25 protein-coding genes are annotated in these 22,021 nt (G+C 41.9%); 4 read left to right on the forward strand and 21 right to left on the reverse strand.

All coding sequences use genetic code 11. The features are described from left to right. Window positions 1-169: 169 nt before the first annotated feature. The 4 genes from MKZ10_RS00220 to MKZ10_RS00235 all read right to left on the reverse strand — a co-directional run bounded on the left by MKZ10_RS00220 (window position 170) and on the right by MKZ10_RS00235 (window position 2,863). A complete protein-coding gene (locus tag MKZ10_RS00220) occupies window positions 170-586 on the reverse strand; it encodes an ABC transporter permease (protein ID WP_342506741.1) in 417 nt (138 codons plus the stop codon). A 74-nt stretch (window positions 587-660) separates the two neighbouring features. Then, window positions 661-1,515 carry a membrane protein insertase YidC gene (gene yidC, locus MKZ10_RS00225; protein ID WP_342506743.1) on the reverse strand — a complete coding sequence of 285 codons (855 nt, stop codon included), beginning with the start codon at window positions 1,513-1,515 and terminating at the stop codon, window positions 661-663. Window positions 1,516-1,575: 60 nt separating this feature from the next. Continuing rightward, window positions 1,576-2,382, reverse strand: coding sequence for an AraC family transcriptional regulator (locus tag MKZ10_RS00230; RefSeq protein ID WP_342506745.1), 807 nt, complete (start codon window positions 2,380-2,382; stop codon window positions 1,576-1,578). Window positions 2,383-2,521: 139 nt separating this feature from the next. Continuing rightward, complete coding sequence (locus tag MKZ10_RS00235; protein WP_342506747.1) at window positions 2,522-2,863, reverse strand: hypothetical protein; 342 nt, start codon at window positions 2,861-2,863, stop codon at window positions 2,522-2,524. A gap of 202 nt (window positions 2,864-3,065) precedes the next feature. Here MKZ10_RS00235 and MKZ10_RS00240 point away from each other — a divergent pair, with 202 nt between their 5' ends. Further along, a complete protein-coding gene (locus MKZ10_RS00240) occupies window positions 3,066-3,560 on the forward strand; it encodes a GNAT family N-acetyltransferase (RefSeq protein ID WP_342506749.1) in 495 nt (164 codons plus the stop codon). Window positions 3,561-3,616: 56 nt separating this feature from the next. Here the strand turns inward: MKZ10_RS00240 and MKZ10_RS00245 are convergent, their stop codons facing one another. The 5 genes from MKZ10_RS00245 to mntR all read right to left on the reverse strand — a co-directional run bounded on the left by MKZ10_RS00245 (window position 3,617) and on the right by mntR (window position 7,314). Beyond that, window positions 3,617-4,087, reverse strand: coding sequence for a DUF4064 domain-containing protein (locus MKZ10_RS00245; RefSeq protein WP_342506751.1), 471 nt, complete (start codon window positions 4,085-4,087; stop codon window positions 3,617-3,619). Between the two features lie 331 nt (window positions 4,088-4,418). After that, window positions 4,419-4,706, reverse strand: a complete 288-nt coding sequence (locus MKZ10_RS00250; protein WP_342506753.1) for a GNAT family N-acetyltransferase — start codon at window positions 4,704-4,706, stop codon at window positions 4,419-4,421. Window positions 4,707-5,076: 370 nt separating this feature from the next. After that, window positions 5,077-5,943 carry a DUF1002 domain-containing protein gene (locus MKZ10_RS00255; protein ID WP_342510292.1) on the reverse strand — a complete coding sequence of 289 codons (867 nt, stop codon included), beginning with the start codon at window positions 5,941-5,943 and terminating at the stop codon, window positions 5,077-5,079. Window positions 5,944-6,031: 88 nt separating this feature from the next. Beyond that, window positions 6,032-6,889 carry a S1-like domain-containing RNA-binding protein gene (locus MKZ10_RS00260; RefSeq protein ID WP_342506755.1) on the reverse strand — a complete coding sequence of 286 codons (858 nt, stop codon included), beginning with the start codon at window positions 6,887-6,889 and terminating at the stop codon, window positions 6,032-6,034. Next, window positions 6,889-7,314, reverse strand: a complete 426-nt coding sequence (gene mntR, locus MKZ10_RS00265; protein ID WP_342506758.1) for a transcriptional regulator MntR — start codon at window positions 7,312-7,314, stop codon at window positions 6,889-6,891. Before mntR ends, MKZ10_RS00260 begins: the two co-directional genes overlap by 1 nt. A 117-nt stretch (window positions 7,315-7,431) precedes the next feature. Between mntR and MKZ10_RS00270 the strand changes: the two genes are divergently transcribed. Then, window positions 7,432-7,587, forward strand: coding sequence for a lmo0937 family membrane protein (locus tag MKZ10_RS00270; protein WP_342506760.1), 156 nt, complete (start codon window positions 7,432-7,434; stop codon window positions 7,585-7,587). Window positions 7,588-7,674: 87 nt separating this feature from the next. On the opposite strand, the gene MKZ10_RS00275 is transcribed toward MKZ10_RS00270, so the two are convergent. From MKZ10_RS00275 to MKZ10_RS00285, 3 genes are read right to left on the reverse strand one after another with little or no spacing between them, the layout of a single operon-like run. Next, window positions 7,675-8,778, reverse strand: coding sequence for a GNAT family N-acetyltransferase (locus tag MKZ10_RS00275; protein WP_342506762.1), 1,104 nt, complete (start codon window positions 8,776-8,778; stop codon window positions 7,675-7,677). A 28-nt stretch (window positions 8,779-8,806) separates the two neighbouring features. Beyond that, window positions 8,807-10,915, reverse strand: a complete 2,109-nt coding sequence (locus MKZ10_RS00280) for a heavy metal translocating P-type ATPase (protein WP_342506764.1) — start codon at window positions 10,913-10,915, stop codon at window positions 8,807-8,809. Next, window positions 10,902-11,267 (reverse strand): metalloregulator ArsR/SmtB family transcription factor, encoded by a 366-nt coding sequence (locus tag MKZ10_RS00285; RefSeq protein WP_342506766.1) that lies wholly within the window; start codon window positions 11,265-11,267, stop codon window positions 10,902-10,904. The genes MKZ10_RS00280 and MKZ10_RS00285 overlap by 14 nt, the downstream gene beginning before the upstream one ends. Window positions 11,268-11,480: 213 nt before the next feature. Here MKZ10_RS00285 and MKZ10_RS00290 point away from each other — a divergent pair, with 213 nt between their 5' ends. Together MKZ10_RS00290 and MKZ10_RS00295 are read left to right on the forward strand one after the other, a co-directional pair. Then, entirely contained in the window at window positions 11,481-11,900 is a 420-nt protein-coding gene (locus MKZ10_RS00290; RefSeq protein ID WP_342506768.1) for a universal stress protein, read from the forward strand. 12 nt (window positions 11,901-11,912) lie between these two features. Beyond that, complete coding sequence (locus MKZ10_RS00295; protein ID WP_342506770.1) at window positions 11,913-12,923, forward strand: P1 family peptidase; 1,011 nt, start codon at window positions 11,913-11,915, stop codon at window positions 12,921-12,923. A 77-nt stretch (window positions 12,924-13,000) separates the two neighbouring features. Here MKZ10_RS00295 and MKZ10_RS00300 read toward each other — a convergent pair whose 3' ends face one another. The 9 genes from MKZ10_RS00300 to MKZ10_RS00340 all read right to left on the reverse strand — a co-directional run bounded on the left by MKZ10_RS00300 (window position 13,001) and on the right by MKZ10_RS00340 (window position 21,664). Continuing rightward, the gene (locus MKZ10_RS00300; protein ID WP_203248164.1) at window positions 13,001-13,177 is read right to left on the reverse strand and encodes a hypothetical protein; all 177 of its coding nucleotides are present in this window, start codon (window positions 13,175-13,177) and stop codon (window positions 13,001-13,003) included. A 26-nt stretch (window positions 13,178-13,203) separates the two neighbouring features. Continuing rightward, window positions 13,204-15,585: a penicillin acylase family protein gene (locus MKZ10_RS00305; protein ID WP_342506773.1), complete on the reverse strand. Its 2,382-nt coding sequence runs from the start codon at window positions 15,583-15,585 to the stop codon at window positions 13,204-13,206. A 105-nt stretch (window positions 15,586-15,690) separates the two neighbouring features. Then, a complete protein-coding gene (locus MKZ10_RS00310; RefSeq protein ID WP_342506775.1) occupies window positions 15,691-16,071 on the reverse strand; it encodes a Na+/H+ antiporter subunit G in 381 nt (126 codons plus the stop codon). Beyond that, a complete protein-coding gene (locus MKZ10_RS00315) occupies window positions 16,049-16,333 on the reverse strand; it encodes a Na(+)/H(+) antiporter subunit F1 (protein ID WP_342506777.1) in 285 nt (94 codons plus the stop codon). The genes MKZ10_RS00310 and MKZ10_RS00315 overlap by 23 nt, the downstream gene beginning before the upstream one ends. Next, window positions 16,333-16,815: a Na+/H+ antiporter subunit E gene (locus MKZ10_RS00320; protein ID WP_342506779.1), complete on the reverse strand. Its 483-nt coding sequence runs from the start codon at window positions 16,813-16,815 to the stop codon at window positions 16,333-16,335. The genes MKZ10_RS00315 and MKZ10_RS00320 overlap by 1 nt, the downstream gene beginning before the upstream one ends. 212 nt (window positions 16,816-17,027) lie before the next feature. Further along, entirely contained in the window at window positions 17,028-18,506 is a 1,479-nt protein-coding gene (locus MKZ10_RS00325) for a Na+/H+ antiporter subunit D (protein ID WP_342506781.1), read from the reverse strand. After that, on the reverse strand, window positions 18,499-18,837 hold the full coding sequence (locus MKZ10_RS00330; RefSeq protein WP_342506783.1) for a Na(+)/H(+) antiporter subunit C: 339 nt from the start codon (window positions 18,835-18,837) through the stop codon (window positions 18,499-18,501). The genes MKZ10_RS00325 and MKZ10_RS00330 overlap by 8 nt, the downstream gene beginning before the upstream one ends. A gap of 3 nt (window positions 18,838-18,840) precedes the next feature. Next, window positions 18,841-19,263, reverse strand: a complete 423-nt coding sequence (locus MKZ10_RS00335; RefSeq protein ID WP_342506785.1) for a Na(+)/H(+) antiporter subunit B — start codon at window positions 19,261-19,263, stop codon at window positions 18,841-18,843. After that, window positions 19,250-21,664, reverse strand: coding sequence for a Na+/H+ antiporter subunit A (locus MKZ10_RS00340; RefSeq protein ID WP_342510294.1), 2,415 nt, complete (start codon window positions 21,662-21,664; stop codon window positions 19,250-19,252). Before MKZ10_RS00340 ends, MKZ10_RS00335 begins: the two co-directional genes overlap by 14 nt. Window positions 21,665-22,021: the final 357 nt, after the last annotated feature.

The following is a 22,021-nucleotide window of genomic DNA, read 5'->3' on the forward strand; positions in this document are numbered from 1 at the left end:
GCATTCATCCTGCCAACTTATAGAAGTGGATGACTTCTGCTGAATCAAGTTAATACGATTTAAAATCCAAGAGGATTCAAAAATCACAATTTCACCATCGCCTACTGCCGTTCTATATTTCACCATTTTTAGGCACAATAATAAGTTTTCACTTAATTAAAACACTCTATTATTTTAATGAAAAGTTGACATTCTTTCCAAATATAGAATTGCCGATGATATAAAATATTGTAATAATGATAGCACTAACACTTGGATAACCGATATAAACCGCCAGACTCGTATGTTCAACTAAACTATATTCTCCCCATTCAAGCCACAAACGCCAACCCATTCCTAGGCTAGTTAAAATTAAACAGATCATAAAAATAAACCATATTCTATCTTTAAATAAGCCTACAAATATATTTACCGCAATGAAATACATTAATAATGTCAAAACCACAGAGAACAAATTAAACCCTTTCAGTCCTGGAATTACAAACGTAAATGATATTCCAGAATAGAAAAGGATGATCATAGTGGCGAATATCAAAAATGTATTTCGTGATTTCCTTATCCGGTTATACAACTGTTCTCCTAACAAGAGCTTCCCTCCAGTGTCTTCAATCCATTTTAAAGGATAATAAAAAAAGACCGGAGATTGCTCTCCAGCCTATCTTACTTATTACCTTTGTTCTTTTTCTCTAGTTTTACAGGTTCATCGACTTCTTCTGTTGATTCAACAGCTTCTTCTACCACTTCTTCTTTGACTACTGGTTGGACTTCCTTGTAGTAAAACTTACGTCCTAAATACGTTTGGAAGATTAAAAGAATTCCTCCAACCGCCCAGTACAAGGGTAAAGCCGACATCGCTTTGAAAGATATGAACATAATCATAATTGGAGACATATAGATGAACATTTTCATCTGCTTCTGTTGCTGTTCAGGCATTGTCCAAAGTGAAACACGTGCTTGGACAAAGTAAACGGCACCCGCTAACACCATCATAATCATATCCGGCTCTCCAAGATTGAACCATAGGAATTGATGCGATTTTACATCTGGTGAATAAAGAATAGCAAAATAGAGGCCCATGATGATTGGCATCTGGATGATTAATGGCAAACAGCCCATGTTTAATGGATTGACTCCATGTTTCGAATAGAGCCCCATCATCTCCTGCTGAAGCTTCGCTTGCCCTTCTTTGTCATCTTTTTCTTTCGCTTCTTTAATGCGCTTTTGAATATCTTCCATTTCTGGACGAAGTGCGTCCATTTTAACCTTCATATTTTGCTGCGATTTATAGTTTTTCAGCATAAGTGGCATAAGAACTAGCCGTATCAATACTGTAATCAGTATAATCGCAAGACCATAGCTACCATTGAACTGATTGCTAAAAAATTCTAATAACCAATCCATTGGCTTAACAAAAATATCGTAAAACGTACCTTCTTTGTTCTCAACACCGGCACAACCACTTAGGAAAACAGCAGTCATCATCAACATTGTTACTAACCCAATTTTCTTTTTCATCTGAGCTCACCTTCACTAATTCAAACTACTGCAAAGTATACCCTAGTTAGCTACCTTATTTCAATGATTGACCGTCGATAGATTGTTTTTTTCTTCCGAAATTGTGAACTGAGGGAAATCGCCTGCTGAACTACGACGAAATTCCCTTGGTGTTTGTCCGGTATATTTCTTGAATATACGTGTAAAATAGCTTTGATTGCAAAAAAAGAATTGATTTGAGATATCAGCAATTTTCTTATCTGAAAAACGGAGATAATATTGGGATTCTTCCACTTTACGAATATTAATATATTCGACAAGCGTGGATCCTGTATTCCCCCGGAATATACGCGATAGATGACTGGCGCTAACGTTGAAATTCTTCGCAATATCCTCCACGGTGAGCAACGTCTCTACCCTTTCGTCAATGTAGCTAATTACATTGTTCACGGTATTGTGCATAAGTTTTGGCCGTTTAATTTCTGTCGACAACTGCATATAAAACTCAATGAGTTCACCCGCTACTTCAACAGCATTATGATCATTCAACTTTGAATCTATCACCATGAAACAAGCCGTATTGAACGTAAATGCCCTGTTAGCGACACGCGGATTACTTTCTATCAGCCTAGCCATCATCGAAGACAGGGAAACTAAATAATATTTAACTGCATTCACGCTACCACTCTTTCCATGGACTGGTATACAGTTGATAACCTCTCGCACCGCCCGATGCGCTTCTGTTTTTTCCTTTAAAAACAAATGACGCAGTAGCTTCTTTTCTACTCTAAAAAAAGCTGTAGAGTCTCCCCTATTTCTGTTTTGTTCCACTTCACGTATAAAAGCTTCAATAAACTCTATTCGTTCCCCCCCATAAGCGATATACACCTGATTACCCCTTCCCACTCCTTTTAATAACAAAACGTTGGTTTAGTCAATTTCATATATCTTAATTGTATAGCTTCCTAATTTATTTTCAACAAAAAAATGCTTCCCTATTGCTAGGAAGCATTTCCTGCGAGGTATTCTACTGTTGATCTGAAGTACCCTGCTCTTTTTTGTGATAAAGTCCGTCTGTTTCAGATGTCATTTTTACGTCATCCTCAATTTCTTCGTTATAGTAATGGACACTTGTCTGAGCACCTTCGCTCACCATTTTATTGTCCTGAATATCATAAGGGTCCGAATGACCTACTTTTGTTTCAGGGGAACGGTTTAGCTTTTGTGATCCTATAAAGGAATCAACTTTAGTTTTCATATTATTGAAGGCGACTTGTGCCTTATCACGATTTTCTTTTTTACTAAAATACGCATAAGCACCCGCAGCCATCGTCGCTATAAGTAAGCTATTACTTCGTTTACGTGCCATTTACAATCATTCCTCCAAATTTATATTCAAATCTTCTATCTTATTATACCCGGTTATACTGATTTACAAACTTTCCTTTTCCTTTCCCATTTCAACCGACTTCATCATCACGTTTTTGTTATATAACATTTTGATGACAACAGTAGTTTTCATACTGATTATTTGTTATGATGACAAAAAGAAATACTGAGGTGACAGTGCAATGATCCGACTGATGACAGCCAAGGATAGTGCGCATGTTCAACATATTGCTCGTATAACTTGGCACGAAACATATAGAGGTCTTATTCCCGAAGATATTCAGACAAAATTTATCGATCGTTCTTATTCAAATGCTATGATGCTAAAACGTATGGAAAAGTCTACTGTACTAATTGCAGAGTGTGAGGGAATGCCTATTGGTTTTGCCAACTTCACTAGAAAAGATGAAGATGGTGATTCTGAATTGACTGCGATGTATATCCTACCTTCACATCAGTCTATTGGCTATGGGGAAAAGTTACTTAAATACGCATTGTCCATGTTAAGTGACGCACAACAGTTTTTCGTCTATGTCGATAGACGCAATACCAATGGACGTGCTTTTTATGAAAAGCACGGCTTTGAGCTACTCGATGTATTTGAAGAATATTTTGAAGGCCATCTCGTTGAAACAGCACAATATGTCTATTATATTCACAATCCTGTACTTATATGATTTAATACAACCCGCTTTCCTGTATGTATAAAGGAAAGCGGGTTGTTTGTGCACTTTTACAGTGGTCTCATCGTTCCATCATATGAATCGTCTGCAAACTGCGTTTTATCTGTTAATGGTGGTTTTCTTGTAAAACATAGAATACCAGCGATATAAAGAAGTATCGATGGTATCGAAATGAATCCAGCCAACACCCCCGAGATAATAAACAATATTCCAGCAAGCTTTGGATTTTTATTATTCCAAATGTTCACTATGCCGACAATCGTCAATATCAAACTAATGATAAGAGCAATGATGATAAACCATAAGGTACCTCCAAAGACATCAAAAAATACATTCAAGATTTCGATGTCCCCGGGCTTTACTGTTGGATCTAAAAGTAGCTCCTGTTCTAAATCACTCCAGAACAGTGGATCTGCTTTCATAAAATTAAATAAAGCCACCAAACCAATACTTATAATGATCCCTATTATTGATAATACGGCACTTATAATGGATAAGGATTTTTCTGCTGTTCGCTTCACGAAGTGCACCTCTTTCTTTTATTCTATATATGAGTATACGTTATTTGGAAGGATAGGTTTCACTTTTTTTCAAATAGGGTACTTAGTATATATGCAACATTTACAACTGAAGAGAAAGGGGACGTTACGAATGGAAAAATGGTCAACTTTTAGTCCAGCCGACCTATTGTACACCGTCGCCGGCGCATCTATGTTGACGGGTATTGTGTATTTCATTATTTTATTGTGAGGGATTAGACATGCAATTAGTATTTGTAGCATTACAATAAAAGGCAATCCGTTAGAGCTACTAAACGGATTGCCTTTTATAATACTTTTTCGATTTTCCGAGTTATACTTTGACATCGTCATAGTCTTTATATCGTTCGAACGCGGAAACTACATAGGAGCACACAGGCTCCATTTTCAATTCGTTACTGCGTGCATAGTCAGCGGCACGGTCTAGCAGCAATTTCGCGACACCTTGACCTCGAAGAACAGGCGACACAAATGTGTGGTCCATCACCATAACATCCCCGAGCAGTGTCCACGTAATTTCAGCGAGTAGCTCGCCTTCTTTTTCTTGGCGGAATGCAAAAGCATCTCCACCTAATTCTACAAATTCAAATTCAAATTCCATTTTCACTACCCCTTTCCGCAAGCTCCGTTTTGATAATTACTTAATTCAATTTCATAATTACTTATTCCGCGAATAAAGATGAACGATTTAAATTTTTGCTTCATTGTTCGTTAATAAATTGGACTACTTTCGCTGATTGTAGCGTAAGGTGGCGACTCCAGCGAAAGCCGTCACGAAGAACGGCTTTTGCGAACAAAAGCGAAGCGTTGAGAGCAGGATGCCTTAATTTCTACAAAAAGACGTAGAAATACGGCAAATCGAACCCTACGCTGTTCGATTGACTGAAACCGTGCCCGCGGAAAGCGTCCACCTGAAGCGAAAATCAACTTTGTTCGAGTTACATGTTTAATAGCTTTATTATGAAATTGATTTACTTAAACCATGATTGAATGGAGTCAAAAATACTCGTAAAGAAATTTTTCACTGCATCCCAAAAACCTGGGTCAATTTCACCAAGCTTATCTTTAATTTTCGATGCCATATCGTCTAGTTGTTCAGATAGCTTACTGAAATCGATGTCCAATTTACTAATTCGATCCATCAGATCAATGAGTAGTTGGCGATCAGCTGCGCTTAACTCGATATTTAATTTCTTGAGTTGCTCAGAAACGATTTTCTCAACTTCTTCTTTCGTTGCAGGATTTTGCTCTGCAATTTGTTTTTTTATTTCCGTCAACAGCTCGGATACTTTGTCACTGTCAACGCCCACTTCTTGCGCAAATTTTGTCGCCAAATTCAATTCATCATTTGCGACATCTGTTCGTTCTGTGTCGAGCGTTTCACCTGACACTTCATAGGCTTTATAAATCCCAACTAGCGCGGAATGCCCCGTCACTTTTTTTGGTGATGCAACCTCTACAATCGCATCCTCAATTCCAGCCGTCAGCATTGCATTCGCATACATATCCGGCGTCACTTGTGTAATATTATCTTCTGTCACAATCGAAATCACAAGTCCTTTACCCGCATCTCGTCTTGTAATTTTAGCTGATGAATACATCCTTGCTTTACTGTCGCCATCTTTAATATATTTTACAAGATCACTGCCGTCGACCATAATCTCTTCTACTTCAGCCTCTTTAGCAACACCTAAACTTAACTTTACACTTTCCTTTTCAGCCTCAGATAGATTAGCGCCGTAAACAACAATTGGCACACCTAGCTTTTCATCAATGGCCGGGTCGTCTGCATGGGCAAATCCAGGTGCTAATAGACCAGTTGCTAGTACAACCGCCATCATCATAGTCACTAAACGTTTCACATACATTCCTCCTTGTTATAGGGATTAGTACGATTCAGAGTCAGAAAAGTTCCCACTTAGTCGATCATTTCAACGTTGTCCATCCATCGCTTTGTTCGATTCTTCCTTCTTTCATCAGCTTCCCAAGAGCGCGTTTGAACGATGCTTTACTGATGGAGAACATTTCCTTAATTTCATCCGGCGAAGATTTGTCAGTGAACGGCATCCGCCCTCCAATTTCATCCAAATAGCGTAAGATAATTTCAGCATCATCGCCTAAACGCTCTTCTTTCCTTGGTAGCATAGAACCATTCAACGTCCCATCCTCATGTACAGCAATGATACGCACGTCCACTTCTTGCCCGATGCGTGGTTCGCTTGCTTGCTCTGTGTTATGAATAAAAATGCGGTGATTGTCAGGGATACTCAGCATGAACGAACCGACTGGTAATAAGCGATAGGCTCTTGCTTTAACATTCATATTTAAAGAAGTTGATGGCGCTTCGTTAATTTGTTCTAGCACGCGCTCCTCCGTTGCAAGTCGACCGAAGATATTGCCGCCCAAATCCATGCGCAGCGTCATATATAATGCATCGTCTACCTTTGGCCACAGTGAACGCACTCTAGGCATATCCGCTCGATTGACGAGTACTTCAAAGGAAGAACCGATGTCAACATACACACCTTCTTTATCATCCACACGAATAACACGCGCCCAGCCATATGTTCCGGCTGTCATTAGCGGCATTTGCATCGTCGCCGTCAGTTCACCCCGACGATTTGTATACAAGAATACGCGAACTGTATCCCCTTCTTGAATCGTGTCATTTGCATCAGATGCGTTCATCATAATATCGTCACCATTGCCATCCAAGACCCAGCGCGAGCCATCCCGTTCTCTTACATCCAAGTCGGCAGTGTAGCCCGATTTAAGTTCTTCCATTATTGATCTACCTCTTCCTTATGATCCATTACGCGTAATTTTCTAACAAACTCTTTGTCTTGCCCCATTGCTTCAACGAGATCCGTTATGCGATCCATCGCATTCCAGCTAAGATGATGTTCAATTCCTTCCACATCACCATAAATATTCTCCTCATCTACCCCGATGATGCGGAGAAACTGCTCAAGAAGCTCATGACGCCTCACAAGCTTCTTTCCGAATACTAAACCTTTATTCGTTAACTCGAGCCCCTTATAGCGCTCGTAGACGATGTATCCCTCGCGATCGAGTCGCTGTGCCATTTTTGTGACGGATGAAGGAAGAACCGCAAGTGATTCCGCAATATCCGATACACGCGCTGCGCCCTTCGCTTCGATATGCAAATAAATCTGTTCAAGATAATCTTCCATACCTGGTGTTGCCAACCATACCACCTCCAGTATGTAGTAGCCCCTCCAATTACTCTCCTTTATTCCACACAATGTTTACACTTTCTTTTCGCTGGGTAAATATTGAATAGATAAAGTAGAGGAGTGAATTTTATGGGACGTATTATTTGGTTCATTATTTCAGTACTTTTCGTGTTTTGGTTATTGGGACTTGTGTTCAAAATTGGAGGAGGGTTAATCCATATCCTCCTTGTTATAGCAGGTATCATCTTTATCTTCCAACTCATTACTGGAAAACGATCGTTGTAACGAAAGGGATGTCGACTTAAAGTCGGCATCCCTTTTTTTATTGCCTAGCTCCAGCAAAGGACTACAGGATGTCACAGTTTGCTTCTTTTAGTCTATTTTCGCATAGATACATGTATTTCGTAAAACATTACCATCAGGTGATAAGGAATCTTGTTGCAAAATCCCTTCTAAGATGAAGCCTGCACGTTCTGCAACACTGCGGCTTTTCACGTTTTCTTCATCACATCGAATTTCTATCCTGCGTGCTCCTAGTTGCTCAAAGGCAAACTGCTCAATTCGTTTAACGGCTTCCGTTATATAACCGTTGCCTTCAAATTCTGTCGCAAGCCAATAACCAATTTCGAATTTCGGAATGGACCAATCGATTCTATGGAGTCCTGATGCGCCAATGAATTCCCCAGTCTCTTTACTATAAAGATGGAATCGTAAATCTTGACGCGTAATGAAATCAGCAACTGCTTTGCGTAAATTCTCTTCTGTCTCATTCAACTCGGGTTCCTCTTGCGCCCACACCATCCACTCACGTAATGCAGGTAATGAGTTCTGCTTCGCGTTCCAAACATCCAAGGCATCACCAATTCTAGGTGCTCGAATAATTAAGCGTTCCGATTCAAATGACTCTGTGAAATCTGGAATTCTCGGCAATGTCGTCGCCTTTTCACCATCTTCCCAAACAACAGGCGTTGTCGTCCCTGCTATAAAGTCTTCCCGTGTAATCCCATAAGTCACCGCATCATAATAAGAATTCTCTTTTGGCGAAAACCATGCATGACGCAAATGTGCTTCTTTGACAAAGCCAGCACGTTCAAATGTTTTACGCATCGCAAGATTATCCTGCCTTGTATGACCTTCTAAGCGGATCTTCTTCCCTTGTAAGCCAAAGACATATTCTGCGACAAGGCGAAGCGCTTTCGGACCATAGCCGTATCCTCTCGACATATCTGCAATACGCAGATCAAATAATGGGATTTCATCTTGCAAATCATAAATTTTCACGATACCCACTTTATCCATTTTGTCATTTTCCACCCAGAATGTCTTCACTTCATCCGACTCATAGCCGCCCTCTTCAATTGCCTTTTCAATGAGCTCACGCCCCGGATCGGAATTCCCGTGAAAAGGCCATGAGTTCGTCGTCATAAAATGGATAAGCTGCTCCTGCTCTTCCATTGTCCACTCTTGTAATCGCATTTGTATTTACCTCCGTACAGCCTACTTGTTATTTATGAATGCGCAATAATCGTAATGAATTCAGCACGACTAGTAGCGTTGCACCCATATCCGCAAAAATGGCAATCCATAATGTTAGCCATCCCGGAATGATAAGAAGTAATGCTACAATTTTTAAACCTAATGCAAACATAATATTTTCCTTGATAATTCGCAATGTTTTTCTACTTAATTTCACTGTATAGGGTAGTTTTTCTAAGTCATCTGCCATCAAAGCGATATCTGCCGTCTCCAATGCGGCGTCTGTTCCTGCCCCTCCCATTGCAATCCCGATGGATGCCGCCGCTAATGCTGGCGCGTCATTTACACCGTCACCAACCATGGCGACCCGACCATATTGTTCACTCAATTGTTTAACAGCCGTCAATTTATCCTCAGGCATCAATTCCGCACGCACATCTTCAACGTCTAGCTTATCAGCAATCGCTTGTGCTGTTGTCTGATGGTCGCCTGTTAGCATCACCGTATGACGAATGCCAATCGCTTTTAATTGTTTTAAAACAGCCTGACTTTCTGCACGGATTGGATCTGCAACCGCCAATAAGCCACTAAAGGCTGAGCCTTTGACAATCGCCATGACCGACTTTCCTTCGCGTTGTAAAGAAGCCGCTTGTTGCAATATCGACTCTGGGAGCGTAGAAAGTTCCTGTGCCCAGCCAAGACTGCCGATAGCTATTTTCATACCATCGATTTCCGCGTAGGCACCTTTACCTGTCACGGATTGAAAATTGGTCACGACAACGTTTTCTGCGCCATTGTCACGCGCATAATCGACAACTGCTTTTGCCAACGGATGTTGGGACATCGATTCTACTGCCGCAATTGCACTCAACAACTGTTCCTTGGCAACTCCTTCGTTGACGATGAAATCCGTCACTTCTGGATAGCCCTTTGTCAATGTACCCGTTTTGTCGAAAGCAATGGCATCAAGACGCCCTGTTTCCTCAAGGTGGACGCCTCCTTTAATCAAAACGCCTTGACGTGCCGCATTACCGATTGCCGTGACAATGGCGACGGGTGTAGACACGACGAGTGCACAAGGACAGCCGACAACAAGTACCGCGAGTCCTTGATAGATCCATGTATTCCAATCGCCGCCAAACATCGGAGGAACGATAGCGATAAGAATCGCCAACACAACAATCGCAGGTGTATAATATTTCGCAAACTTGTCGACAAATTTCAGTGACGGTGCTTTTTCTGCTTGCGCTTCTTCAACGAGATGAATAATTTTCGCAATCGTTGTATCGCCAACCAGCTTCGTAACCGTTACTTCTAGTGCACCTTCTTCATTGAGCGTACCTGCAAACACTTCATCAGTAGCCGTTTTGTGAACAGGCACTGACTCACCTGTAATGGCTGCTTGATTGACCGTAGAAGATCCTGACAACACTTGACCGTCCATCGCAATTTTTTGACCTGGCTTCACTAACAAAATATCGCCAATGACAATATCTTCTGTTGCCAGCTCTAGCTGTTCGCTGCCTCGTTTCACGATAGCTGTAGGTGGTGCGATATCCATCAGTAAGCGGATGGACTGACGGGCTTTATTCATCGAATAGGCTTCCAGTGCCTCACTCACCGCAAAGAGGAAAACAACAACGGCACCTTCGCGCCATTCGCCGATGATAGCTGCTCCAATAATCGCAATTGTCATAAGTGTTTTCATATCAAATTCAAAACGGATAAGATTTTTAAGGCCCGTTTCAAATATGCCAGTCCCACCAATGACGATAGCGACAGCAAAAAGGGTAATGGCTGCTGAATGTGTCTCAGCATAACGGAATGACACAATCATGCCCGCGATTAAAAATAGCAAAGATAAGATCGTTACGATGTTTTCTTTGCGCTTCAAGAATGGAATTTTAGCCTCGACTCGCTTCGTTTGAAGGGGGACTACTTTAATACCATCAAAAGCTCCCGCTGCTTCTATATCTTCAATGGTCGCACTACCGCTAAATGATAATTTCGAAGCACCAAAATTCACCTGTGCCTCTTCAACAGTAGGAAGTTTTTTTACGTTATTCTCAAATTTCATCGCACAGCTCGCACATGTCAGGTTCTCAAGTCGATACTCTGTTTTTTCAGCCACCGTCATGGTTATCACCTTCCGTCGTATGTTCGTATGCCACTTTCACAAGCTGATGAATATGGTCATCAGCGAGTGCATAATAGACCATTTTTCCTTTACGCTGTGATTTTGCAAGCGCATTTTCTCGCAAGTAACGTAAATGATGTGAGGCAGTGGCAACGGAAGAACCAATGACTGCTGCGACATCACAGACGCACATTTCTTCTTCTAATGTTAGTGAGTAGGCAATTTTTAATCTGGTTTCATCCGCAAGTGCTTTAAATAGTTGAACAGCTGCCCCCATATCAGGCAAGGCTTGTTGTACTCGTTCTACCACTTCTTCATGAACGACCGTCACTTCACATATTTCCTTTGTCATATCCACACCTCATTCAAATGATTGTTTGATTGAATTTAGTATATGTGAATTTTCAGCAAGTTGCAAGGCTAATCAAATGATTGTTTGAATGTCTTTCAGCGTTAAATCCCACCACAAAGTTCTACAAAATCATCGTTAAAAAGAAGGTTTTCGACAGTGTTATGCAGAATATTTCAGAATAGCATCCCATATAGTAAGTGAGGAGGAGTTCACATGTATAAAAAAATACTTGTCGCAGTTGATGGCTCAGCAAACTCTACACGTGCAGCTGAGCACGCCGCCTACCTTGCCTCTCTCAGTCCAGGGGCGGTTGTTAACGTTCTGTACATTCTTGACTATGACCGAACGCGGTCCGACGTTCTCCAAAATGCTGGAAGCGATGATCTTCATATTGATCGTAAGAAGCAACTTGCTCCGATTAAAGACGCGTTCGAACAGCGTAAAGTCACCTATGAACTTGTTATTAAACACGGAGAGCCTGGTCCAACAATTGTTATTTTCGCCAATAGCAATGACTTCGATCTTGTCATCGTTGGTAGTCGCGGTCTAAATTCATTTCAAGAAATGGTGCTTGGAAGCGTTAGCCATAAAGTTGCCAAACGTGTGACGGCGCCGGTATTGATTGTTAAATAGGGGTTGGTAAGCATGATTCACGGGAAATGGAATAGCATTACAGATGTACCAGGCGTAAAGGTAGGACATGTAACACTTAACGAACAATTGCCTAATGATGATTATGCCTGCACGGGCGTCACTGCGATTTTGCCGCATAGCGGAAATATATTTGAACAAAAAGTACCGTCTGCAAGTTTTGTATTAAACGGCTTCGGCAAAACTGCTGGGCTAATTCAAATCGAAGAGCTCGGTGTAATGGAATCCCCTATTATGCTAACGAATACGTTTAGCGTCGGAGCAGTGTTAGAAGGTACGTTAGCCTATATTCTCGAAGAAAATCGCTCGATTGGCGACTCGACTAGTTCGTTGAATATCGTTGTCGGGGAATGCAATGATAGTTACTTGAATTCCATGCGGTTGATGAAAGTGAAACCTCATCACGCTATCGAGGCAATTCAAAATGCTGATGTTGGACCGTTTGCGCAAGGGGCAGTCGGGGCTGGTAAAGGAATGATTTGTTTTGGGATGAAAGGCGGCATTGGTTCATCTTCAAGAATTGTCCAATGTGATGAGAAAAATTATACAATCGGTGTGTTGACACTGACGAATTTCGGCAAGTCTGGGGAGTGCAACATCGCGGACTGGCTTGGACGAACCGTAAATATTCCTCCACAATCCGAAGCAAATAACAGCAAGCCAGACGGCTCGGTTATCATTGTTGTGGCAACAGATGCTCCCGTCAATGAACGACAGCTAAAACGTTTGGCCAAACGGGCAGCCATTGGACTCGGTCGAACAGGGACTCATATCCATAACGGTAGCGGAGATATTATCATTGCCTTTTCAAATGCTTTCACAATTCCTCATACTAGTGAAGGAATGACAGTCGCATACGAGTTATTGCGGGACGATCATCCCGTCATGAATGATTTGTTTCAAGGGGTTATCGAAGCAACAGAAGAAGCCGTCTATCAATCGATGATCCATGCGGAAACAACAAATGGACGGCAAGGACGAACTGTGGAGAAGTGGTCTCTTTAAAGCAAACAAAAGTAAAACACCTTATGAGGTCATGAGGTGTTTTACTTTTGTTTAGATTCTTTTCGTATAGACTGCTTTTATTTTGACCATTCATCTTCTAATTCTTTTTCAATTTCTTCATCACTACTAATAACTATCTCTTCTTTTTCTTTGATATCTAGATGTTTTACAATTAATTTTAGTTGATGGCTAATCGTTGATAGCACAGATATTACATATAGCATGAATATGACTGCTAATATGATTAACAACATGTAAAGCCCCCTATAAATAGGTTATTTTAGCGTTTTGCCTTCAATAGCAATGTTGAACCATCTTTAATTTCTCCCTGCAACACTGTTTCATGATAATTGCCCTGTACCCAATCGTCCACTTGGTTATGGAACCATTGCGATTTCATATGACCGCTTTGACCCGGTCCTAAAATATGATGCGTTGTCGATAAATCAGAGAGATCTGCAACAAATCTCCAAGGCGCACCATGATCCACTGTACCATCCTCTTGGAATGCCGCTGCTTGAACCGTCACATTCGATCCACCAATCGCTTGTTTCTTTGGATTCAAGAAATATTCAAAGATTGGTGAAGCCCCTGACAACGCATGCGGGAACTCTACTTGATGGAAATCTCCCCACTTCCAGCTCGCTACCTTCTTGCCAAACGACTCCTCGATATCCTCCACGGACTGTTCAAAGGAATCAAACACCCACTCATCAACGCCTCCATACTGCTCTACCCATGCCCCAGGCTCGCCTGCATACGCTGCGCGCAACAGTTGGTCAGTAATCGAACCTTTCCCTGGTAACAACTGATAGACATCCTCTGGCATCTCTTCACTAAACATCACAATCGGCAATTGCTTCATCAACTTATGGAAAACAAGTGGAGCCGCCGCATCTGTGGAATCGAATTGATCCCACTCACGCAACATCGTCACAATCTCCTTATACGTTCCGGCGCTATCTTGTGCTTCAACTGAGCCAAGCAAATCATCCAAAAATTCACCCGCATACATATTTTTCTGATCCATCTGCAATTTCATCATATCTTCCGGCGTGAGGTCGTTTCCTTCACGCAAAACCTCCGCTATCCGTTCATAACGATAAGGCTGTGCCCACATTTTTGTAATGTGGTACGGGTAAGAATCGTCAATGATTTCATTATTCGCTGTCGCAATAAACCCTTCTTCCGGATTCACAACACGTGGCAATTCATCATACGGCACGTAACCAGTCCAGCCGTAATCAGATGAATCTCCCGGAACCGGCAACTGCGCATCCCCTTTTTTTCGAATTGGAATGCGACCATTTGCTTTATAAGCAATCGTGCCATCTTTCCCTGCGAAGACAAAGTTTTGTGCAGGTGCATTGAAATCCTCCAACGCCTTTTCAAACCCTTCCCAATCCTTCGCCTTGTTCATATTTAAGATGGCTTCCAGTTCTTTTGTCGGCTCCAACGCTGTCCACTGCATCGAAAACAGCGCACCCGGATCCTCTTCTTTATACAAAATGTCCGAGATAATCGGTCCGTGTCTTGTAACCACAACTTCAAACGGTACATCTTCTCCACCTTTTACGGAAATGGTTTCATCCCGGACCTCAGCCTGCTCCCACTCATCGTCATATAAAAATTGTGTCGGATCATCAGGATTCGGTATTTCAATATAAAGATCCTGTACATCTGGCCCTACATTCGTCACGCCCCACGCAACGTCTTCGTTATGTCCAAGAATAATCCCTGGAACACCTGCAAAAATAACACCACCTACATTTTGCTCTGGTGACTTCAAATGCATCTGATACCAAATCGATGGTGTATCAAGTCCTAAGTGTGGATCATCCGCTAGCAATGGTAAGCCTGATGCTGTTTTATCACCTGATACGACCCAGTTGTTACTACCATTGAATTCTGGCGGCTGAAGATTAGGGTCAAATCGCCCAGCAACCGTAACTGGATTGGCAATATTGGCTTCGATAATCGACTCCGCATTGTCAGGATAAGTAATGAATAGCTCCCGCGCCTTATCTTCCGGGAAATTATTCAACGCCCAGTGACGAACAGCCAAGCTATCCCAGTTCCCGCCAAGGTCATACGCCATGAATTTCCCAATCGTTAATGAATCAACTGCAGTCCACGGTTCTGGCTGATAGCCAAGGATCTTGAACTCATACGGCAGATTCCCGTCCCACTGCGCCTTTTCGATAAATGCATTGACGCCTTCCGCATACCATCCAAGTACCTTTTTCGCTTCTTCCCCGTAGCCATCATAGGATGCCTCTGCGGCTGCACGTAAACTGAAGGTACGGAACTTCTTATCTGTCCCTACTGCAGCCTCTCCAACAACTTCAGATAAGCGTCCGCTTGCCTGTCTACGCGCCATGTCCATTTGGAATAAACGATCCTGCGCCTGCACATAGCCCTGTGCTCGGTACAAATCCGCATCCGACTCTGCTGTTATATGTGGCACTCCAAACGAATCTCGCTCAACAATGACATCCGTATCTAGAAAGTTCGTTAAAACTTCTCCTTCAATCAATGGCTTTGATTTTCCTATGTACGAATTGACAATTATCAATGCCACAATGCCCAACACTACCAGTGCCCCAAACACCGACAATAACACTTTCGACCATTTCCCCATGCGCTTGCTCTTCTTTCCCATTTATACACCCCTTTGATTCTTTCTTTAATATAATATTCTACTATCTCAATAGAATACCTTCTTTTTTCAATATCCCTGGTGAGCAAAAAAAGGACGAGCTAGCCATCATCGGCCAGTCTCGTCCTCTTCCACTTCTTCCTTATGCAGCACTTCATACAATGCGTCCTCCACAGAAATATCCGCTAGTTTAACTTTCGATCGATACGCCGCTCGGATAATCAAATGCCCCGCAACGGGAGCCGTCAAAAATACGAATACAATCCCGAGTAATACACGGACACTAATGAACTGCTCACTAAACCAAAAATACAAAAAGGTTCCAGATAACGTCAACAACACAGCCAGTGTCGAGCTTTTCGTTGCTGCATGGGATCTCGTATACACATCAGGTAGACGAATCAATCCAAATACACTAATGACACTCGCAATCCCGCCTGTCAAAATAAGCAGTGCACCTATAAATTCACCGATCTCGTTTACGCTCAACGATAACCCCCCTCTCAATAAATTTGGAGAAGGCAATCGTCCCGATAAACGACAAAATCCCCAATATCAAAATAACTTCGAGGAAAGCTTTCGTTTTCAGCATAATAGACACAACTGCAATCGTCGCAATCAAATTCACACCAATCATGTCGAGTGCAATGACACGATCAGGCATGGATGGACCCAGGATAATTCGAATGACAGCAATCGCGATCGTGGTAGAGAATAACACAAGTGCAATCGTTAGCATTGTTTCAATCATCAGCGGGTCACCTCCATAATCGCCTTTTCAAAATTGCCTAACTGAGTTAATAACGCATCCTTCGACTGCTCTACGTCCATCGCATGAATGTAGAGCACATTGCCTTCTGGTGATACTTCCATCACAACCGATCCCGGTGTCAACGTTAACAACAAAGAAAGCATTGTCACTTCCACATCACTTTTCAGCACTGTCTCATATTTAAATATCCCTGGCTTTATTTTCAGCCTCGGACTTAAGATCTGTTTTAACACGATAATACTTGACTGTGTCAACTCCGATATGAAAATGAACAGCAATTTAATTGTCGCATATAGCCTGCGCAAATAAAATTGCGTTCCAAAAAAGCGATGCATGAAAAAGATGATGCCAATTCCAACTAGGAAACCGGCAAAGAAAGTCGTAAATCGTAGTTCGTCTTCATCCATCAGCGTCATCCATAGAAATGCGATGAATAAGTTCAATAGTAACTGGGCTGGCATCACCCCTCACCTCTTCTTTCTAATCAATTACGCCTCGGCGTAATTGCGTCCAGATTTTGAATTGCGCTTGAGCAATTCACTCCCTTCAAAATCTGTGACATCCGCCGGAGGCTTAACTTGATTCAGCCGGGATTTGAACCCCCACTGAATTAAATGCATGTCTAGCATTCATCCCGCCACTTATAGAAGTGGGAGACTTCTGCTGAATCATGTTAATCCTGGAGAACTGCCTCAATATAGATTTCTGGATTCATCAGCGTATGAGCAGCGTCACTGACATACACAGCAATTCCCTCTGCCCCTAGTCCGAGCGCAATCGTCAATATACCGAGCACAACACATGGAATGAGTATCCCTTTTTTCAGCGGCACATCATCATCCTCGTTAATAATTGTCTCTCCCCAAAAACAGTTCATAAAGATTCTTAATAGCGAGTACAAGACAAAAATACTAGATATGAACGCAATGGCTAGCAGCACAAACGATCCGGCTTCAATTGCTCCTTGACCAATATACACTTTACCGATAAACCCACTTAGTGGTGGAATCCCCGCAAGCGACAGCATCGTGATGAAAAATAGCCACCCTAAAATCGGATAGTTACGAATGAGCCCACTCATCTGCTCGATTCTTGCCGTCCCTGTCAAATAAATCATCGTTCCTGCAATCAAGAACAATAGCGCCTTAATAATCATGTCATGAATTAAATAATAAATCGATCCTTGAATAGCAACTTCCGTTGAAATAGCAAGACCTACAAGGATAAATCCAACAGCAATAACCACATTGTAAGAAACAATTTGCCGCACATCATTATGAGCGATGGCGCCAATACTACCACCAATCAGCGTCACAGCCGCCATCACACCAATCAACGTATGGGTAATCCCAGGCTCATGATAAAAAATAAGCGTAAACACGCGGAACATCGCATAGATACCAACCTTTGTCAGCAATGCACCGAACAAAGCTGCAATGACAGTAGGCGGTGCGCTATAAGAACCAGGTAGCCAGAAATACAGTAATAAACCTGCCTTCAAACTAAAAACGATTAAAAAGATAATGCTAATCACTGTCAATAATGGGCCCTGTCCCACTTCCGCAACACGTACCGATAAGTGCGCCATATTCAGTGTTCCAACCGTGCCATATAAATACGCAATCGCTACAAGGAAAAACCACGAAGATAACACATTAATAGACACATATTTAATAGACTCAACAAGCTGAACTTTTCGTCCACCAAGTGTAATAAGTACATAAGAGGATAATAGCATTACTTCAAAACAAACAAATAAGTTAAATAAGTCTCCCGTTAAAAATGAACCATTCACACCCGCTATAAGGAAAAAGACAAACGGATAGAAAAACATACTTTCAAACGACTTACTCACTGAAGAGAATGCATAAAACAATAATATACCCGTTATAATCGCAGTCGTAACAACGAGTAGCATGGCGAACGAATCTGCCACAAACAAAATACCGTAAGGCGGTAACCAGCCACCGAAATCAAGGCGTAAAATACCATCCGTCTGAATACGATTCAAAATATAAATACTAACCCCTATGGTCACAAGGATAGACAGGATACTCAAAACGCGTTGAATCTTCACGTATGGTCTGAGAAAAATCAGAAAAACCCCTGTTAAAATCGGGATAATCATTGGCAAAACAATCATATTATTCATCTTCGGTACCTCTCAATACACTGAGATCATCTGACCCAGTTTCCTTGTATGTACGATAAGCGAGAACAAGTAGAAATGCTGTAACCGCAAAACTAATAACAATCGCCGTCAGAATTAAGGCCTGTGGTAAAGCATCCGTATAATTCCCTGCCTCTTCCCCGATTATCGGAACACTGCCCTTCTTCAACCCGCCCATCGTCATCAATAGTAAGTGTACCGCATGAGATAGGATGGCAGTTCCCAAAATCACCCGAACCAAATTACGGGACAGCAGCAAATAGACCGCAACGGTAACTAGAACACCAACAAGTATCGTTATTAACGTTTCCATTCGCTACACATCCTCACTAATACTTAAAATAATCGTTACGACAACACCAACAACTGTTAGCGCCACCCCTGCTTCAAACAAAATAACCGTGGACAGCTCCGTATCTCCAAACACCGGTAAATTAAAATGACTGGCCGTCTGCGTCAAAAACTGTACGCCGAACACCGCCGCCGCTACGCCCGTACCAACTGCTAACAATACACCGAACGCAGCAATTTTCTTATAGTCAAACGGAATCCCTTGTTGAACCGTTTCGATATCATAGACTAAATAAAGCAAGACAAACGCAGAAGAAAGGACGAGTCCACCGATGAAACCGCCTCCGGGATTGTTATGCCCTGATAAGAACAGCTCCACTCCGAACGTCAAAATGATGAATACAACAATCCTTGTCACTGTTTCTAAAATGACATCATTGATCTTCAACGTCCTTCTCCCCCTTCCTCGCCTTCAATTTAATCAGCGTATATACACCGATTCCAGCGATGAAAAGCACTACAACCTCAAGCATGGTATCGAATGCACGGAAATCACCTAATATCGTATTGACGATGTTTTTTCCGCCTGCAAGCTCATAGGCATCTTCAAAGTAGACGGAAATCGATTCAAACATTTTGTTACCTTGCACAGTTAAGGCAAGTATTGTGACAATCGTCCCTACTGAAATAGCAATAATTGCGTTGATGACCTTTGTAGATGGGGCTGTTTTCTCTTTCTTCCACTCCGGTAAAAATCGGAAACAAAGAAGAAACAATGCCGTCGTAACCGTTTCAACAATAATTTGTGTCAAGGCCAAGTCTGGTGCGCGAAACACAACAAAGAAAATTGCGATGGAATAGCCAAGAACTCCATTTAAGATAATTGCAGTCATGCGAGATTTCGCGAAGATAATTGCAATTCCGGCTCCCATCATCACAAATACAAAAATGTACTCATTAATCGTAATGGGGGCATCGCCAGACAAGTCAAATAAATAAGTACCCGTCACAAACATGCTACCCCCAACAGCTAAGATGAAGAACGCGAAAATATAAACGAGATAGTCCCGTAAATAACCAGTCATATAAAAGCGTGTGAGATGAGACGAACCTTTTTCTGCTTGTACTAAAATCCCATTGTACAGCCTATCGAGCGTCCAACTAAATGGTGCAATCTCATAAACACTTCGCCAATAACGGAGGAATAAATAGAGCCCTCCCCCTACAATGACAACACCAATTGTCAGTAGTAGAGGCATATAATTAAATCCATGCCAAGCAACTATGTACGGAACTAAGCCTTCTGCGCCTTCGAATGGTGGATAGATCGCCGCCATTGCAGGGCGTAATATATAATTACCAATGACATTAGGGAAAAAGAAAATCCCAATAACAAATACAGCAAGAATAGACGGTGCAATCAGCATACCTACAGGCGCTTCATGCGGCACTCTATCCAACCGAGCTGGCTGATGCTGACCAAGGAAGGTCTTGAATACAATAATCATGCTATACACAAACGTCAATACACTCGCAATCCACGCTACGACAGGGAATAAAGTTCCCCACGTCCCCATAGCAAAAATATCAAGATTTCGCACATTTAGCATCGATTCAAAAAACATTTCCTTACTCAAAAAACCGTTGAATGGCGGTAAACCAGCCATCGAAAAGCTTCCAATAAGGGCAATAGTAAACGTGACAGGCATGAAGGACATCAATCCACCGAGTCTCCGAATATCTCGTGTCCCCAATTCATGGTCGACAATCCCGACCACCATAAATAATGCACCCTTAAAGGTAGAATGGTTAATAAGGTGGAACAACGCAGCAAACGTCGCCTGCGTATAAATAACGGAATCCGCACTATAGCCTTCGTTGAGTGCGGCAGAGCCGAGACCAAAGAGACTCATGATCAAACCCAATTGACTAATTGTCGAATAAGCAAGCAGCGCCTTCAAATCTGTTTGCCGTACAGCATTGAACGAACCCCAGAACAATGTAAAAATACCAACACAACTAACCGTGTAAAACCAAATCGCTTCTCCGCCGAATACAGGTGTAAAACGTGCAACGAGGTAAATTCCTGCCTTAACCATTGTCGCAGAGTGCAAATACGCACTCACTGGAGTTGGTGCTTCCATGGCATCCGGTAACCAAATATGGAATGGGAACTGCGCGGATTTCGTAAATGCACCTAGCAGTACGAGGAGCATAGCTAGCAAGAACAGGCTTTCGCCGGTATACTGGCCAATCGTTGAGATAATCTCACGTACACTAAACGAGCCCGTCAGCGTATGCAACATGATAAAACCAGCAAGCATGGCAACCCCGCCCGACACCGTGATCAGCATCGACTTTTGGGCTCCATAACGCGATTTTTTCCGGTGGTACCAAAACGCGATTAGTAGGAAGGACGAAATGCTTGTCAATTCCCAAAAGACGTACAGCACCATTAAGTTATCCGAAAAGATAACCCCAAGCATCGAACCCATGAACATGAGAAGATACACATAAAAGCGCCCTAACGCTTCTCGTTCTGATAAATAATATATAGAGTAAAGGATAACAAGACTTCCCACTCCCGTAATAAGTAGTCCAAAAATCATACTTAGGCCATCAAGATAAGTTGTGAAATTAATGCCAGCAGAATCAATCCACTTAATTGTATGTATATATGTTTCACCACTGGAAACCGCAGGAATAAAACGAGCAAGCACGATGAATAATGCAAGGGGAACGAGCAGGACAAACCACCCAACATTTCGACTTGGCACCCTCTTATAAATAAATGGAACGAGGATGGCTGCCAAAAATGGAATTAAAATTGCTATCGTTATTGTCAAAATACAACCTCCAATACTAAAACAACAGGATAAAAAGGGGAAACAAATTATGTAGAGATAAACCACATACTTCGTACATGGATTTATATATAGCGCAAACTTGACGTTCGTCGTAACAGACGGCATAATAGGTAGCTAAAGATACCCAAATTTAAGGGGATTTCAATATTTATATGGGCTGGGATTTTTCGCTTTCAGTACAAAAACATTTGTTGAGCCAAGGTAAATTATACACTAAAACGAAACACTTCGCACTTTGCAGCAATTTTACACGTAAGTAGCTTGTCAAGGTCCGATTTTTCATATATACTAATTTGGTTTTCAATCATCATTTATTTAAGTACTATAAGTGAACTAAAC

Origin of the sequence: Sporosarcina sp. FSL K6-2383 (genome assembly GCF_038618305.1) — a bacterium.
In the GTDB taxonomy this organism is placed as follows: domain Bacteria; phylum Bacillota; class Bacilli; order Bacillales_A; family Planococcaceae; genus Sporosarcina.